This window comes from Barnesiella sp. WM24 (assembly GCF_004570975.1).
In the GTDB taxonomy this organism is placed as follows: Bacteria; Bacteroidota; Bacteroidia; order Bacteroidales; family Muribaculaceae; genus Muribaculum.
The window spans coordinates 1-16,194 of the sequence record NZ_SPPC01000015.1 but is presented as its reverse complement, the minus strand read 5'-3'; the positions used below and the strand labels follow the sequence as shown (position 1 = coordinate 16,194).

The window sequence follows — 16,194 nt, the reverse complement described above, 5'->3', positions numbered from 1 at the left end:
AAAGCATTAGCAGCGAAAACAAGACAAATATATTGTAGACCATCTATATTTTGTCAGTCTTATGAATTGTGTGATTACTGCCGCGGATAATTGTATCCTTTTTCTTTCGTCGCGTTAAGAATAAGGCTTACTCGACGCATTCCATATTCTGTCACAAACTCATTGATATTGGCTACATCATCAAATGTTGTGAAATTGGCACGACATACAATAAGCGTGGCGTTTGCCATATTGGACAGCATCGCCAATTCGCTCATGTGGTTCATCGGAGATGTGTCGATTACAATGTAATCGTAGTGCTTACGCAATTCAGTCAATAATTCTTTTATCCTTGGAGACGCAAGTAGTTCACCGGGGTTAGGTGGAATCGTTCCTGCCGTTACTACATCAAGATTGCGTATTCCGGGTGCTTTGGCCACGAGGTCTTCCAGTTTTATGTTTTTGTCTATGATGTATTGCGAAAGACCTGTATCGGTGTGTATGTCAAGATAATTTGCTACATGCGGATTTCTGATATCCATGTCGACAACGACCACTTTTTTACCACTTTCTGCGATACATGCCGCAAGATTCGTCGCAACAAAAGTTTTTCCGGCACCGGAAGTCATTGATGTAATCTGTATAATCTGGTCATTATCGTTGGATAACAGAAACTGCAGTTTAGCGCGGAACATTCTGAATGATTCAGATGATATTCCAAACTGTTCACCGATGACAATCTTTTCTCCGCTTTTATCTTTTACAATCTCTCCTACTATCGGCAAGGTTGTTAGATCTGACAATTCCGATTTTGTCGAGAATTTGTTGCGGAACAGGTCTCGCAGATACAGCCATCCCGGCACGGCAAGAAGACCAAGAATAAAGAATAGAATATAAATCTGAACTTTGGATAGGTTGACCTGCGCTGATAGCGGATATGCCTTATCGATTATCATTCCCTTGGGAATGGCATTGGCTATGCGCAGATTGGTCTCTTCTCGCTGGGTAAGCAAGAATATGTAGAGGTTTTCTTTTACAAGTTGCTGACGCTTGATGTTCAGGTATTCTCTCTCCTGCTTTGGCATTTTGCCAAGGCGGGAGTCGCTTTCGTTCATCTGTTCACGAAGGTCGTGCAGTTTTACACGTGCTGAAGCGAGTGAACGGTCAAGGGTCGCGTTGATGTTTTCACGCATCGCGTCAAGCTGTGATGATATTGTGCGCAATGCGGCGTTGTTGTTGGTCTTGGCGTTGTTGACAAGCTTCATGCGCTCAAGTATGAGCTTGTTGTATTCGGCGATAGCGTCAACAGCCGCTTCTGCACCGTAAGGAGTCGGTATAAGGTCGTACCTATGATTGGGGTCATTCATCAATTCGCGGGTCATTTCGAGAATCTCGTACTCGGTCTCGGCAGTTACGAGCGCTTCATCGATTGTCCCTTTCTTGGTGAATATGTATTGAGCATCGGCAACGAGGTCAACAAAATTGTTGTCGACCTTATATGCCTCGACCTCCCTTTCTGCTGCGTTAAGCTCTTCGGCGATTGAGCCGAGACGTGTCTCGATAAAGTCGGCGGTAATCTGGTTTTTTACTCTGTTTTCTTCGATTCCGCGTTCGTTATATCCCTCGACCAGAGCATTTACGACTTTTTCCGCAAATGGCACATTTGTAGAGTTAAGCGAAATTGTGATGACTCTCGCTTTCTTGTTAGGAATTGAGCATTTTATGTCATCTTGCAGGTTTTCAGTGGCCTGATTGTAATTGTTGACGACAATTGTGATATTCAAAGGCTTTCCCTCTTCATAAAAGGCGTCCTTTTTCTGGAATACAAAATCGCCGTAAGGGGTATCGAATTTAGCCGGGAAAGTTTTGCCACTGGTTTCTGCAATAGTGGAAAATCTTCCTTTTTTAAGCTTTATGTCGACTTTTCCATCTTTTGTCGCGGTAAGCTTAAATATTACAGGCTCTGATACTGTGTCAGAAAACATGGGCGGTATTACAATCTCAACCGGAGTATTGTCATATTTTAGTTTCTTTTTTAAGAAATTTTCTTTTACAATATATGTTTTGTTGAGTTGAAACTTTTTGACAATCTCGCTGAAAAGCGAATGAGAGTACATAATTGCGATTTCATCGTCAACCGATGATTTTCCACCAAACATATCAGCCATGCTGAAGCTTCGGAGGAAGTCGCTTTTGGTATCGTTGTCGGTGATGAGCACATTGGCCTGTACTTCGTAAACCGGTGATTTCGTGTAGGCATATATGCCTCCGAGTATCATGAATATGATTACTGAGATAAGAATTGCCTTCCACTTTGTCGAGTAGAATCGCAGCAATTCGATTATGTCGATTTTCTTATCTTTTCCCTTGTTGCTGGTTATGTTGATTTCTTTCATGATTCCGTGCTTATTACTTGTTGATGAACAGGGCTATGCAGAGTGATGCCACTACGGAGCAGGCGCTTACAATGGCGCTTACTACCTGCACCTTGAATGAATTGTTCTGGTTGTAGGTGGCGACATCTTTTCTGATGGCATTGGGCTCGACATATACCACGTCGTTCTGCTGCAGGTAGAAGTAAGGTTGTGAGAGGAGGTCGGAGCGGTTAAGGTCGACGTGATAAAACACTCGCTTGCCGTCGACTTCGCGGATAATCAGCACATTGTTTCGCTCGCCGTATTCGGTGAGGTCGCCGGCGTCGGCAAGCGCGTCAAGCACCGTGTAGCGTTCGCGGGTTACGTCATAGGCTCCGGGGCGCTCAACCTCGCCGAGCACATTGACGCGGAAGTTGGCGAGCTCGACTTTTACATAGGGGTCTTCTACATCCTGGCTTATGCGTTTGGTGATGAGCTCGGTGAGCTGCTCGGTAGTGAGTCCGGCGACATGGATTGTGCCGAGGCGGGGAAATTTGATGTCACCTGCCTTGTCGACACGATAGGTGAGTGTGCGGGGCTGGGTGGTGGTGAGGAGGGTGGTTGATGTTGCCGGGTTTATGAGCGGCAGGTTGTATTCGAGCGTGGCTTCCGGCACGAGTGAGGTGACGGTGATCATCAGCTCGTCGTCGGGGATGATTTTTATCGCGTAGTCAGCCGACGGCAGTTCGCCGGTTTGCAATGTTTTTATGTCCTCAAAGTAAGGAAGAGATGTCTTGGATGTGGTGCACGCACCTAATGCTGTAAGCACTGTGGCGATAATGAGGTATTTTACTGATTTCATTGTAAGTTTTCTGAGTATTTTAGATATAACGGAGTGACGGGGTGCTTTATTATCTTAATTTAACATTTTTTGTCGTGCAGGTCAGTTGGTTGACTGCCAGGCATATTGGGCGTCGTGGATTTTTTTGCTTTTTAGCATGTACATGAAGTTGTGGATGGGGCGCCATAGCAGGAACACGGGCACTGAAAGCAGGAAGCGCCGGCTTTGTAGCGACTTTGCCGTGTTGTTCCAGGCGATGGCGAGTGGAATCCAGAGCAGAAGTGCCGACACCGTTGTCATGGCGATGGTCACCGGATTGACAGGCGCGAGGATGATGGAGGCAACGCTTAGTGCAAGCCAGCACCAGAGCAGCAGCGAGCCGGCTCCGTTGAAGGAGTGTTGCCGCCTGCCTGAAAACTTGGCGGTAAATGCATGGCGCAGCTTGCTGTACATGTAGTCGGTGGCGGGGTTTGTGCTTTCCGCCGTCACCTGGGCGTCGTGGGCTATCGCGACGGCTGTGTTGCCGGGGGTTGAGGCGTCGGCTACAAATATGTCGTCGTCGCCGTAGTGCAGGTTGATGCTGTTGCTGAATCCTTTCATGTCGAAAAAGAGGCTGCGCCTGTAGGCGAGGTTGTTGCCGTCGCCGCGATAGGCTTTTCCCGACAGCGCCGCCGAGAGATAGTGAACGCTGTCGATGAGGCGGTCGTCGTCGCGGCTTCGGGAGGTGTTGCCTCCGTCTTCGGCGACGGCGGCATACCCGATGACTACGTCGGTGGAGCTGTCGCCGAGCGGCTGTGCCATGTGGCGGAGCCATAGCGGGGAGTGTACTCTTGTCGCCGAGGTCACGTGGACTATCGCGTCGTTGGCGGCAGCCTTGATGCCGAGCGTCAGGGCGAGCTTTTTGCGCGACAGGTTGCGGGTGTCGCGTGGGGTGTATGTGTGATACACTCTTGTGTCGCCATCTTCAAGCGAGTTGATGAGCGCTTCGGTTGCATCGTCTCTGCCGTCGTTTACCACGATGATTTCATATTCTGCGGGGTAGTCTTGTCCGAGCAGTGAGGGTAGGAGCGTGGCTACCCCGTCAGGGTCGCCGTGACAGTAGATTATTATGGATGCCTTGGGATAGGATAAGGTGTCGTCGGGTTGTCTTCCGTCTTGCTCTCTTACCGCGCGGGAGACTTTTGTCACGCGGGGTAGATACAGTGCCGTCTCGACAATGGCTATGGCAAGCGCGAGACATGCGAGGATAAGCGGTAGGGCGGTGTCTTGATTGATATATTGTGTCACGTTGACTGTCGCTTTGTTGTTTTGGTCTTGCAAAATTACAAAAACCTTTTGCAATTAGCAACCGTGTCAGCCGTTTGTGATGGTCCCTGTTATCTGCCTCCGGCGGTTGAGCGGTCGGCGTTGGCGTCAACATCGATGAGTTTGTGGGCGCCGCTTTTCTGTCTGCCCCATTGCAGATTGTAGCTTATGGAGATATAGGGCATACGCATGTTTAGCCGCATGTGTTGTTCGTTACGGTTCCACTTGTTTAGCGATTTGCTGCCTTGGTCATATTTGCCAAACGGCATGATGATTCCGCCGCCAAACTGCCATGACTTCCGGTTATAGCTCAGGTCGATTATGTTAAGGTCTTCGCCCCAGCTGATTTTTTCTCCCCAAAGGTCTCTCTGCGCTCTCATGTACTGGAGGCTGAGTACAAATCCCCGGTGCATGAGCTGTATCTGTGCGTTGCCGCTCCATGCGTTGCTGCGTTGGGTATATCCTGTCCCGCGCATGCGCTCTGCACGGTACTGCAGGTAGCCGCTTGCCATAAGCCTGCCGGGAATGATTTCAACCTGCGGCGCGAGGAAAAATGAAAGATTCTGCAGCCCTCGGCTGTTCTCGTATGTCGTAATCAGCCTGTCGTCCTGCCAATGCAGTATCGGGGTGATAGCGTCGGGCGACGTAAAGGCGCGGACGCCAAACGTGCCGTTGACACGTGGCAGGTTGAAGCCATAGCGTAGTGTCATCATGTAGGAGTCGGCGGTCTTTAGATTCTGATTGCCCACGCGCCATTGAAATCCGTCAAGCTGTTGAGGCACAATGTTGGTCTCTGACAGCGACGGGGTGGATTGCCATGATGTGAAATTGAGTCGGAAATTGTGGCTTTGGTTAAGAGTGTAGGTGATTGTAGCCTGTGGACGCGGGCTCCATGAGTGATTGCCTTGATGGGTCTCTTTAAACAGGAAGTCGGTGTATTGGACTCCCATTCCCGCCGTTGCCGTCCATTTGCCGAAGCGGTGGAAGTATTCGGCAAATAGATAGACTTTGTCCTGGCGCTGATGAAATATGTCGCCGCCAAGACTTTCATATTGCGAGCGGTTGCGGTTGGCGGTGTACGATGCTCCGGCGGTGAAGCGTCCGTTACGCAGGTTTTTGATGTAGTCAGCCTCTATGGCATATGCCCGGTTGCGGTCTTTGATGTCGGTATGTATGTCGGTCTGATAGCCTGTGACACCGGGTATCTGCTCAATGTAATCAGAGAAGGAGCGGCCGAAATAATAAGAGCTGTTGAAATTGACAATAAGCATCTGCCTGGCGGCGAAGTTCTGCTGCCAGTAAAGTGACAGGGAGGGTGTGCTTCCGTCAGCGCCATTGGTGTCTTTGAGCAGAATGTCGTCATTGCCGTTGCTTAAAGATAAAAGCCCGTTGTAGTTGCGGCGCTCATTTATGTTCTGATGTAAGCCGAATTGTGCCATGAATACTGTTGTGTCGGGCTTTATGTAATTGTAAGAGACCCATATGTCGGCCATCGAGTTGTCGACTCTGCCTCCAAGAGAGGTCTCGTCGCGGGTGATTGATGTCCCGTCGGTGTAGGTGAACGTCTCTGTGTAGTCGCGGTGAGTCTTTATTTTGTTGGTGAGTTTGTAGTCGCCGCCTACTTCCCATTGTGAACGTCCGATATTGAATTTTGCATCAGCCATATAAAATCCCCATGCCACGTTCAGCGCCGGTTGTGCCTTAGTCATCAGCGAGCCGCCGACAGTGGGATTGGCGACGATGAAATTCAACACATAGTTTGCTCTGCCATAGCGTAGTCCGGGATTGTCAATCCACTCCACTCGCTTTATGGTTTCGGGAAGAAGTGTGCGCACCTGTTCAATGGTGGACTCGCGACCGTTGATGCGCACTTGTACCGACTGTCCGGCGGCATTGATGGTGCCAAGAGCCTCGCTTATACTCAGAGTCGGTATCATAAGATTGTTTAGCAGTTGCAAGCCGTTTTTTGAATTTTCGACAGCGCTTTTAGATGGATGATAGACGTCCATGTCGGCTTTCCTGATAACTTTCGGAGCCTCTATGACAATTTCCTGAAGCTCTTGTGCTGCGATTGTGTCCGTTACTTCCTGTGCTGCGCTGATGGCAGGCAGAAGGATTGCACCCGTTGCCATCATGATTTTGTTTGAGATTTTCATTTTCATATTGCGATACGTTTTTATTGATTTCCTACCGCAAAATTATCGCTAAACTAATCTTAATAACAAATCGGGAAGTCTTAATTGTGTGAGTGTAATATGTTGATAATCAGGTTGTGTTTCTTTTAAAAATCTTAATATCGTGGTCAGGGGTCTAAACAGGTCTTAATAGGGTATAGACTGTCGCAGGAAAGCCATTATATCTTCCTTTTCCGGGATTCCGAGTTTCTTTCTTATTGATGATTTTCTCACATAGATTGTGGCGGCCGATTGCGAAGTTATGACTCCGGTCTCTTTGGTGGAGAATCCGGCAATCATAAGCACTATGATCTGCTCTTCTTTCTCCGAGAGCACGCTGCCGTATAGCTCATGTAGTCGCGAATAGAAACCGGAATAAAGGCTGTCAATCATTTCAAACACGTTTTCCCAGTTGACAAGAGGTCCATTGGAGTTTCTGTCAACGGACGATATTTTCCGGAGCATCTCACGATTTTGCTCAGTCGGGGCTTCCGCTACCATTTTGATTATGCCGAGTTGCCGCAGCATTATACGGCGTAACGATTCTTGACCTATGGTTGGGGCTGTTGACGTTTTCAGTTCTTCAACCATTTTTTGTAATGTTTCCGTGCGCTCTTCTGCTTCTATGGTTTTACGCTTTCGGTCTAATGCAAACCAGATTGACAGTCCTGATATAAGAAGTCCTGCAAGTATAATGATGATTATAATTGCCATCTGCCGGTCGCTCTTTGCCTTCAGGCTTAGTCTTTTGTTTTCAATCTTCAAAGCGTTTTGCTCTGATTCCTGTTGCAAATATTGCGTGCGAAATAGATTGTCTTTCTGGCGATTGTTAATCTCGGCTATCGGAATTAGTCTTATTCGGCCTGTATTGTGATATTCAAACACGGTACTCAGGACGTAGGCAAAGCTATTGTAATAGCCTTTTTCGCTTTCCGAAATCATTGCAGCGCAACTATCGGCTTTTGCCAGTTCTTTAATCGCCTGGTCGCGCTTGCCCATATTGAAGAGATTCAGTGATTTCCACATATGGATGTAGTGCTCAAGTGAATTTCCGTGTGCTTTTTCCAGGAATTTATCGGCTAATTCAAGACTTTCCTGATAACGGCCAAGCTCTTCCAATATCCCTATTTTCTCATACTCATAATCAAATTGCTTAGAGTCGGAGCGGTCAAGTATAGCTTTGTCAATAAGCTTGTTAAGGATAATAAGTGAAGAGTCGGTCTGATTGTCAAACAGATAATCAAGGTGAAGCCAAAATTGATATAATTCTTGCCATGATGAATCATTGTCGATTGAAATCAACCTCTTTATGATAGGCCTGTTGCCGTCTTCGTCAAAAAGCTTTGTACTCCAGTAAGCCCGCTTGCGTAACGTGAATATGGCAATACTGTCGGGCAGATTGTCAATGTTTGCCAAAGAATCAAGTTGCCCGATAGCATTACGGTCGCCTTTGACCCAATAATCATATAGCGCTGAGAGTGTGGCGCTTCTTACTGCCCGATTCATGTCTTTGTCCCTATAATAGTCGGCGGAATATCTGATTGACGAGTCTGACAGCATGAGATGCCCTTGATTGTCATGGATTGAAGCCTTGATTAGATGATACTTGGCTTTCAGAGAGTCAACAGTCAACTCCGACGATTCAATTTCATCAAGGATTGTCAAGGCGCTGTCAGGATAGTCGTAAGATAGACTTTCTGCGATTGAAAGTATCTGCGCTTGTTGCTGAGAGCGCGAGCAGGACACGATGATATTTGCTGCGATAAACGCGACAAGTATCAGTAGATGATGTTTATAGAATGGTGGTCTGTTGGCAGCCATATTATGAGGCAGTCTGTTAAATGACAGGTTATGCTGCAAAGCTACGAAAAATAATTGACATAAAGCAGTTGCTCTTATTATATTAATGACTTGATGGTCTGACCTGGTAAAATGCTCTTTTGGCGGCTTTTATCATGCGGTTTACAAATTCCGTTTTGGCGTCAGTGTATCCGTCGCGGTTGTGGCGGTATTTGGGCAGTAGCGACAATTTCAATATCTCATACTCTTTAGCGGCATCAGGATGCCCGATCAGATAATCACGAAACAAAATCTCATCATTGTCATCAAATCGGCGGATGTGAATGTGAAATACCTTGTCGGCATATCCTTTGGAAGTGTAGCCTTTATTTAGGCTGAGACGGTTGCCGGATTGCGCCATGCCGATATATCCGTTGGCTTCCAGGATGTTTTTTATCGGTTGCAACTTAATATCGGGAGAAACCTCTACAAGTATATCGACGATAGGTTTTGACTGTATATTAGGTATTGCCGTGCTGCCGATATGGTTGATTGCAGGATTATACCCGGCAAGGAGCGATGACAGCAATTGCATTTCTTCCTTTGCCCAATATGACCATTGAGGGTTGTGTGGGGTCAGGACTACGGGAAACAATTCCCATAGTTCTTCCAGTGTCATCTCTTGCAGTCGCTTGTCTTGCATTTGGTTATTCTGTCTCTTTATATTCTCAGTCTGCAATTTCTGATAATCTATTTTCTTCCGACTCCATGTCTTTCCTGCTCTTGCTCATGGTTACAAGGAATACTCCGGTAAATATCAATAGTATTGCAAATGCTTTTGTTATGCCAAATGTATCCATTCCCCAGAGTATCGCGACTATGCAAGCCACAAGGGGCTGGATGTAGTTATACATGCCTGCCACAGTCGGGCGAAGGCGTTTCTGACCTATCACGACAAGGATGTAGCATACAAAGGTGGCACCTACCACGACCAGCGATAAGGCTCCCCATTCCATAGGAGTGACGGCATCCCATCTTGTCTCCGATAGCCCTTGGGTAGAAAACGGCACTATGCAGATGAATGCAAACGTGAACATCCACTTCATTACGGTGAAAAGTGAATAGCGGGACACGAAGTCCTTGAAAAGCACGATATAGAGGGCATAGCTCAATTGCGCTGTCAGAACTATCATATCGCCCCATATCGATGAAGATGCAGTGCCGGCTGCCGAACTCCCTCCGAGTATTAGAAGCACGGCTCCTGTGGCACCGGCGGCAATACCCATGATTTTCTTGCCTGTAATAGGCTCTTTCAGAAAAAATGCCGCGAGAATCATAGCCCATAACGGCATGCTTGTCGTGATTATGGACGCGTTGGTCGGCGATGTCATCCCCAGACCGGTAATGAAACATCCCTGATTGAAGATGATTGCAAGTAATGATGCCCCGAAGAGTTTTGCAAGGTCTTTCGACCCCACATGTTCAGGCTTCATGAACAGTGACACAAGCCAGAACAGAATCATGGCTCCCGCAATGCGTAAATTGGTTAACACAAGTGGCGTTATTGTCCCGCTTATCATTACAAATTTAGCGATTGGCGACATGACTCCCCATATCGCATTGGCGCCAAACATTGAGGCATGTCCCTTTAAATCTATTTTCATTTACCTGCTATATTGTTAGTTACCGATATGTCATGGCTGAACGTGAAAGGAGAGCCGTCGGGCAATGTATTGCAAAACGGGTGCAAAATTACGAAATTTTCAAAAAGAAGTGATTCAATTGCCCTCGGTTGTTGGGGCGGTGTTTCTTTTTTCGTGTCTTTCAGAGCAGGTCGACTGTTATACAAAATGCTTTAACAGGCAGTTTATGATTCGCCATCGGCGGGTGACTATAAGCCTTTTTTGCTTCTTGTCAATAGCCTTGATTATTTTTCGACAGACCTTATCAAGAGGCATTACCCAGAACAGGCCTTCTCCTTTTGCCATGCGGGTATCAACCAGTCCGGGACGAACCTCCGTTATAACAATATCCGTTCCTTTCGCTTTGCTCTGCAATGATTTCGTGTAATTTATCTGAAATGCCTTTGATGCACTATATGACGGGGCTATCGGCGTAGGCTGCAATCCTCCTACTGATGTGACCGTCACAAGATGCCCCGATTTCTGCTCTTCAAAGAGCCTATAAACTGATGCTACCGCATTAGCCCAACCCATAACGTTCACTGAAAGTGTAGATAACTCTGTCTCGACATCCAACTTCGGATTAAGTTCTCCGATTCCGGCACATATAACAGCCAAATCAATGTGTCGATGTTTGCGAATGATAGATTCCAAAGCGTTATTGAATGAGTCCGTTTGAGAAATATCACACACAACCGGCAGTGTATGTTCAGGACAATTTCGCGCCATATCGTCAAGCAGTTCTTTTCTTCTGCCTACTACTATAACATTATGCCCCGATGAAACATAATGCTTCCATAGATTGTGACCGATGCCGGACGTAGCCCCTATAATCAAAATATTCATATCTTATTTTAAGATTGCGCTATTACTTTCTATCGAAGTTTGAATTTCATTGTTGCGCTTAACTTTTTTGCCATAAGGCAATGTGTAAGAAAGCGTAAGTTGAACAGACCGAGCAAGGTCGCTGACCCACTGCCATCCGTGAGATGAATATCTTTCCGAATCAAAATCGTAGAAATATTTATATTTGTTGAACCAGTTCCGGAATTGCAAACCGAGCTTGAAATCACCGACAGAATAGTTTGCTAAAATTCCATACGTACTTTTGTAGTGGTTGCGTATGCCATTGTCAAAAGGATCGATATTTTTATATGGTGTCTGGTAATATAAAATAAATGAGAAGTTCCTGATATAATAATTGACCTGAATGTTAGCCGTAAAAATATTCATTGATTGATTATCAAATCCTGTGCTTTTCAGGTGAGAAATCCGCCCGGAAGTACGGAGCGAGAGAGAATTATTGAAAAGTTTAACTGTAGCGGAGATATATCCTGAAAAATCAAAGAAATCACCATTGTTAATTTCTTTGCGAATAAGACCATCATAACCGGCTAACGAAAAATAATCATGTGCAGTTTTATTCAGATAGCCATGAAACTCCCCGGTTGCCGACAAATTCAACTTATTTGTTGGCATATAAGTATATGAAGCAGAAGCTGTAGTAAAGGTTGTATTGCGCAGTTCCGGATTTCCTTGAAGCCAAAGAAGTTCATCGCTTTGGACTATCGCGGAATTTGATGAAGACGGAGTTGGATGATTATTGCCCCACCAGCCTTCGATGGAGGCCGAATTTTTATCGTTAATATTATATTGTAATTGCAGACCAAGTCGAGGATTCCACTGTTCCAAAGTGTTTACACCATTGAGTCTACCTATCACATAAGACACTCCAACGCGCGAATACAGACTCAGACCACTCTGCCAGTTTTGCATATATTCAAGGAACAACATATTTTCGGATGAGAGAAGTTTTTGCAATCCGTTGAACGAGCCTTCATAATGTGTACGATAAATAGTGTTGTAGCTCAATAAAGAGGTTCTGAAAGTATTGTTGTGAGAGAACTTCTTAGAATATTGAATTGTGACAACAGGTGCGTATGAAGTTTCTTTGTTATTGTTTATAATTGGTGTCAACTCGCCAAGTCGATAAGATGAGTTTCTTCGAGTGCTTCCATAGGAAAAACTCCACGATGCAATCAGAGAATTATCCATTGGCAGGGCAAAGTAATAGTAGCCATGCAAGCGAGGTGAAATTGTCTGCCCGGATTCGTTGGAAAGAGCCGATGAGGCAGGTAAAGCATCTTCGGAGTAACTGACTTCTGATAAATTTCTTGTAAAAGGGTTTCCTGTTCGATTATACGAAACAGAGTGGATTATCTCGGTAGTCTTTGTTTCATATGATGCACGAAATGACACTGATTGTGTGTTACTTTGTCGTAGATAGTTGTCTCCCGACTGTGTGGTGCGGACTACTTCGTCATAGTGATTGTTTCCAATACGAATATCACGGAATGACTCTACATTATATCCACGGGAATTAACGTTGTGTGTTATTGAGCCAGTTGCGTTGGCATCTAACGTCCAGTTGCCTTTTACGAATTTAGAATATAATATGCCTTCTCCCCGGTCAAGGTTAAGGGTATTGCCGATAGCGGTGAGTTTAGTATATCCGCCCCATTCGTATTTCCTCATTATGAAGTTGACAACATTGGCCTGTCCTCCAAACCGAGGGTCTTCAGGATATTGCAAGACTTCAACCCTAAGAACATCTTCTGGACGTAATCCCTGTAAATCTTCAGCGGTTGCTTCTTTATAATCGATGAACATTCCCACATCCTTTCCTGCATAAGTCTTTACTGACATGCTGCCGGGGGTTATATCAAGTTGAGGAACATTCATCAACTCTAAAAGCTGTGTTGCGTCTATTGCCGCTTTCTTAATCTTTTTAGTCGGAGTATATTCCACACCACGCTCAATGACACGCTGTGTTCGAGCCTCAACTACAACTTCATTAAGTTCCTGTGTCTTGATGCTGTCAGGCATTTCACTCTGCGCTATTGCTGCTATCGCAATGATGATGTATGATATAGATGTGATGAATCGATTTGGCATAGTAGATGTCGTTTGGCTTACAAATTTAGCAATAATCTTCCGGGCGTAATTGAACAAATGTTCACTTCTGCTGCCTCGCGCTCTTATTTCATGCGATTTTTAATTCTTAGAAGATGTTGATGTGAGATTTGGAGGTATGAAGCCAGCTCCTTTGCCTTGATTGTCGAGACGATGTCCGGGTAGGCCTCGGCGAATTTGTGGTACCGCTCGGCAGGAGAAAGTACATACAGTTCAAGCAGCCGCGCATAGCACATACGGAATAGCGCGTCAGAGGCTGTGTAGAGAAAATCCGGCTCCTTCAGGGATAGTTTTTCCAGAGCATAACCAAGCGGTAGCTGAAGCACCTCGGTGCGCACCGACGCAATCAGCGATACCATCGACGGGAGCTTCCTCACGCCATTGTTGAAGTCGGTGACAAATTCCCCCGCCATAGCAAGACCTACCACCGCCTCGCTCCCATCCGGTTTCAGGCAGACATATCGGCAATATCCCGATTTCACAAGAGATATATGCCTCTCGACATCTCCCTGGTGCAGCAGGTATTCGCCCTTTTCGTAGACTGTATGCCGTCCCTCGGTCTCACACAGTTCTATGAGCCCGGCGAGATTGACCTGTGATTTATATGAATTGAACAGTTCAGCCAATTTCTTTCCAAAAGACCGCCGCCGTCAGCTCAAAGCGGCTGTTGTGATAGTTAAAAAAGCGTGAGCCACTATACACGACCCCTAACCGATGGCACCATGAAAAGCCAAAGACGCAGGGCGCATAACGCTTCTTCAAAATGTCGCGGATTGACTTCCGCCAACCCCACTGCAAAGGTAACAAAATCGTCAATATTAATAGAGTCAGCATGTCGTTAAAGTGGATTCAGACCCGATTACTGTCTCATACATTACAGCTTACGATGCCGATTATATCAGTCAGTATCTCATGCGAAGCCGCAATCCCGGCATGAGCATCAAAGAAACCCTGCGCCGCTACCGCGCCGAACAGAACGCTAAACCGCGCCGAAAAGCCCAAAACAACACCGACAACAACGCCACCGAGAGAAGCCTCGGCCTCCATCGGTGGCAACTTTTTTTAGTGTGAATTTATGTTTTTCAGCATAATAGACTCAAAATCTCAAAAATTATTATTAGCTTTGCGGTCGCAGACCGCCTTGCAGACCACGCCAGTGGGGTGAGGTTTATCCGAACCAACCCCCGGTCAGGGGTTAAGCGGAGCGGGATGTAGTGAAAATACATAAGAAAGCGTTTATCCGCGCTGATTCTTGACACTTCGGAATTCTCGCAAAATTCAGTCAATAGTCAAGGATTGAGCAACGGTAGATGCCCGTGGATATGTGATTATCTTGCTTTCGGCATGATATTTCGGGAGAAATATAGCCGGACGCATCGATTGCATATACTGGCGTGGGCTTCTGCGTTGCCGTCCGACTATTGATGGGCAATGCGAGAAGCCTCCAGTTGTAGGACGGTAACAGATACAGATTCCTACGCTTTTTTTTATAAACCAATCACGCCAACGAGAGGATGACCGCGGCATTTAATATCTATGGAAAAGGTATTTTTCAAGCCATGGGTAGGTAAAAACTATGACCATGGCGGCATCTTCAAAAAGAAGATACTTGTGGTCGGAGAAAGCCACTATTGTACGTGCAAAATCTGTAAAAGCATCTGTGGTTCATTTGAATTATCGCCTTGCGAAGATATCAATCCTGATGCAGAGGTTAATAAATATTTGTCCGGTCAATCAAATACAACGTACAAAAAATTTGAACGATCCCTAAAATTAGTGCAGACTCGAGAAGAAAGCCAAGCGATATGGGATTCAATAGTATTTTATAATTATATTCAAGAGGCATTGTCTAATCCCAAAAGTGTTCCAACAACGCGCCAATGGAAAAATGCGGTAGAACCATTTTTTGAAATAATCAACAAATACAATCCAAATCTAATCGTTTGTTGGGGACAACGACTTTATAATAAAATGCCATTTGACAGATGGATAAGAAACGATGATATTCCAATTAATAATAGAAAAGTTCGAAATGGATATTATGTTTTAAGCAAGAATTACAAAGCACTTTCAGTTTGCATAAATCACCCGGCGTCATGGGGTTATGACTGCTGCGAATGGAGAAATATAATCAACTATTTTATTGAACATATTTAATTCTTAAACATGAAGAGCATCTATAATAAATTTTTATTTGTTTGTGCATTTATTGTTATATGTGCACAAATGGCATATGCCGATTCGGAAGGTTCTACCTTCATATATGGCAGTAATATTTATCGTGTCATTTCTGTAGATGAATACGAATGTGAATTATTTGACGTCATCCATAACTCTCATTATTTTGAAATTCCTGAAAAAGTAAATTGGTATACTGTTGTAAGTATCGCAGATAAAGCTTTTAAAAATTTAAACAGTAGCAATTATCATTCGTCAAAAAACATTAAAACACCCAATCTTCTTGAATTTCCTCCGACAATTCGTAACGTTGGCAAATATATATTTGATCAGGGATATGGTTATGAGACCAGCGGATTAAATACTATTATAATTCACGAAGGAACAAACGTTTCCTCCAATGCCTTTTCGAATCTCGTTGCCAATCTGCGTTGCGTATATTTATTAGGCGAAACTGGCCTTGGTCAGTTTAATACAAAGATTGATAAGGAACATGAAGATTGTGTGCTTATTTTGCCGAATGATGGACGGGATTTTACTGCCTATTCTCATGGTGTAGGTTGTTTTACTAAAGTAGCGCCATATGGATTTTCTGCTTACTATTCCAAAAGCAAGGGGTTATATGATTATGAAAAACGATACGATGGACCCATTATTGTTCCTGTAGGAGAATATATTGATCTAATAGCCCAATCTTATCCTGCTTCATATGGCAAAGGCATGACCGTGTCAGTTGAAAATACTGAAATTCTTCAAGAAAATTACGCGGTACGCTATGAGACATTCAACGAAAACTCTAATTAACGTGAGTTCGATATAAGCAATCAGAACAAAGTTAGCTGGTTATCTGTCACAAACTCCAAAGAGATAGACGGTTTCTTTGGAAAAAAACAGTAAGCAGCGATAGCACTCAAGGCATTGGTGATGAA

The 16,194-nt window shown here is 45.1% G+C and carries 13 protein-coding genes and 1 pseudogene; 2 read left to right on the top strand and 12 right to left on the bottom strand.

Annotated features, from left to right (window positions below):
- Window positions 1-74: 74 nt before the first annotated feature.
- The 11 genes from E4T81_RS13950 to E4T81_RS13900 form a co-directional block, all read right to left on the bottom strand.
- Complete coding sequence (locus E4T81_RS13950; protein WP_135045654.1) at window positions 75-2,375, bottom strand: tyrosine-protein kinase family protein; 2,301 nt, start codon at window positions 2,373-2,375, stop codon at window positions 75-77.
- A gap of 13 nt (window positions 2,376-2,388) precedes the next feature.
- Entirely contained in the window at window positions 2,389-3,195 is an 807-nt protein-coding gene (locus tag E4T81_RS13945; protein WP_135045652.1) for a polysaccharide biosynthesis/export family protein, read from the bottom strand.
- 81 nt (window positions 3,196-3,276) lie between these two features.
- Complete coding sequence (locus E4T81_RS13940) at window positions 3,277-4,494, bottom strand: glycosyltransferase (RefSeq protein ID WP_167761942.1); 1,218 nt, start codon at window positions 4,492-4,494, stop codon at window positions 3,277-3,279.
- Between the two features lie 56 nt (window positions 4,495-4,550).
- Entirely contained in the window at window positions 4,551-6,641 is a 2,091-nt protein-coding gene (locus E4T81_RS13935) for a hypothetical protein (RefSeq protein WP_135045648.1), read from the bottom strand.
- A gap of 159 nt (window positions 6,642-6,800) precedes the next feature.
- Complete coding sequence (locus E4T81_RS13930; RefSeq protein ID WP_135045645.1) at window positions 6,801-8,474, bottom strand: LuxR C-terminal-related transcriptional regulator; 1,674 nt, start codon at window positions 8,472-8,474, stop codon at window positions 6,801-6,803.
- Between the two features lie 82 nt (window positions 8,475-8,556).
- On the bottom strand, window positions 8,557-9,135 hold the full coding sequence (locus E4T81_RS13925) for a GrpB family protein (protein ID WP_135045643.1): 579 nt from the start codon (window positions 9,133-9,135) through the stop codon (window positions 8,557-8,559).
- A 25-nt stretch (window positions 9,136-9,160) separates the two neighbouring features.
- A complete protein-coding gene (locus E4T81_RS13920; RefSeq protein WP_135045641.1) occupies window positions 9,161-10,096 on the bottom strand; it encodes a DMT family transporter in 936 nt (311 codons plus the stop codon).
- Between the two features lie 177 nt (window positions 10,097-10,273).
- Window positions 10,274-10,960, bottom strand: a complete 687-nt coding sequence (locus tag E4T81_RS13915) for an SDR family oxidoreductase (protein ID WP_135045639.1) — start codon at window positions 10,958-10,960, stop codon at window positions 10,274-10,276.
- A 3-nt stretch (window positions 10,961-10,963) separates the two neighbouring features.
- Window positions 10,964-13,069 carry a hypothetical protein gene (locus E4T81_RS13910; protein ID WP_135045637.1) on the bottom strand — a complete coding sequence of 702 codons (2,106 nt, stop codon included), beginning with the start codon at window positions 13,067-13,069 and terminating at the stop codon, window positions 10,964-10,966.
- A gap of 83 nt (window positions 13,070-13,152) precedes the next feature.
- The gene (locus E4T81_RS13905; protein ID WP_135045635.1) at window positions 13,153-13,713 is read right to left on the bottom strand and encodes a Crp/Fnr family transcriptional regulator; all 561 of its coding nucleotides are present in this window, start codon (window positions 13,711-13,713) and stop codon (window positions 13,153-13,155) included.
- Between the two features lie 241 nt (window positions 13,714-13,954).
- On the bottom strand, window positions 13,955-14,134 hold the full coding sequence (locus E4T81_RS13900) for a hypothetical protein (protein WP_135045632.1): 180 nt from the start codon (window positions 14,132-14,134) through the stop codon (window positions 13,955-13,957).
- A 489-nt stretch (window positions 14,135-14,623) separates the two neighbouring features.
- Here E4T81_RS13900 and E4T81_RS13895 point away from each other — a divergent pair, with 489 nt between their 5' ends.
- Both E4T81_RS13895 and E4T81_RS13890 read left to right on the top strand, forming a co-directional pair.
- Window positions 14,624-15,244: a hypothetical protein gene (locus E4T81_RS13895; protein ID WP_135045630.1), complete on the top strand. Its 621-nt coding sequence runs from the start codon at window positions 14,624-14,626 to the stop codon at window positions 15,242-15,244.
- A gap of 9 nt (window positions 15,245-15,253) precedes the next feature.
- Window positions 15,254-16,069: a hypothetical protein gene (locus E4T81_RS13890; protein ID WP_135045628.1), complete on the top strand. Its 816-nt coding sequence runs from the start codon at window positions 15,254-15,256 to the stop codon at window positions 16,067-16,069.
- A gap of 20 nt (window positions 16,070-16,089) precedes the next feature.
- Here the strand turns inward: E4T81_RS13890 and E4T81_RS15955 are convergent.
- Window positions 16,090-16,194, bottom strand: a pseudogene (locus E4T81_RS15955) (IS982 family transposase); the annotation flags it as partial.

What these genes read in the sequence shown, in the direction of transcription:
- E4T81_RS13950 (WP_135045654.1), bottom strand. Translation starts at nt 2,375, where the DNA reads ATGAAAGAAATCAACATAACCAGCAACAAGGGAAAAGATAAGAAAATC.
- E4T81_RS13945 (WP_135045652.1), bottom strand. Translation starts at nt 3,195, where the DNA reads ATGAAATCAGTAAAATACCTCATTATCGCCACAGTGCTTACAGCATTA.
- E4T81_RS13935 (WP_135045648.1), bottom strand. Translation starts at nt 6,641, where the DNA reads ATGAAAATGAAAATCTCAAACAAAATCATGATGGCAACGGGTGCAATC.
- E4T81_RS13930 (WP_135045645.1), bottom strand. Translation starts at nt 8,474, where the DNA reads ATGGCTGCCAACAGACCACCATTCTATAAACATCATCTACTGATACTT.
- E4T81_RS13925 (WP_135045643.1), bottom strand. Translation starts at nt 9,135, where the DNA reads ATGCAAGACAAGCGACTGCAAGAGATGACACTGGAAGAACTATGGGAA.
- E4T81_RS13920 (WP_135045641.1), bottom strand. Translation starts at nt 10,096, where the DNA reads ATGAAAATAGATTTAAAGGGACATGCCTCAATGTTTGGCGCCAATGCG.
- E4T81_RS13915 (WP_135045639.1), bottom strand. Translation starts at nt 10,960, where the DNA reads ATGAATATTTTGATTATAGGGGCTACGTCCGGCATCGGTCACAATCTA.
- E4T81_RS13910 (WP_135045637.1), bottom strand. Translation starts at nt 13,069, where the DNA reads ATGCCAAATCGATTCATCACATCTATATCATACATCATCATTGCGATA.
- E4T81_RS13900 (WP_135045632.1), bottom strand. Translation starts at nt 14,134, where the DNA reads ATGGAGGCCGAGGCTTCTCTCGGTGGCGTTGTTGTCGGTGTTGTTTTG.
- E4T81_RS13895 (WP_135045630.1), top strand. Translation starts at nt 14,624, where the DNA reads ATGGAAAAGGTATTTTTCAAGCCATGGGTAGGTAAAAACTATGACCAT.
- E4T81_RS13890 (WP_135045628.1), top strand. Translation starts at nt 15,254, where the DNA reads ATGAAGAGCATCTATAATAAATTTTTATTTGTTTGTGCATTTATTGTT.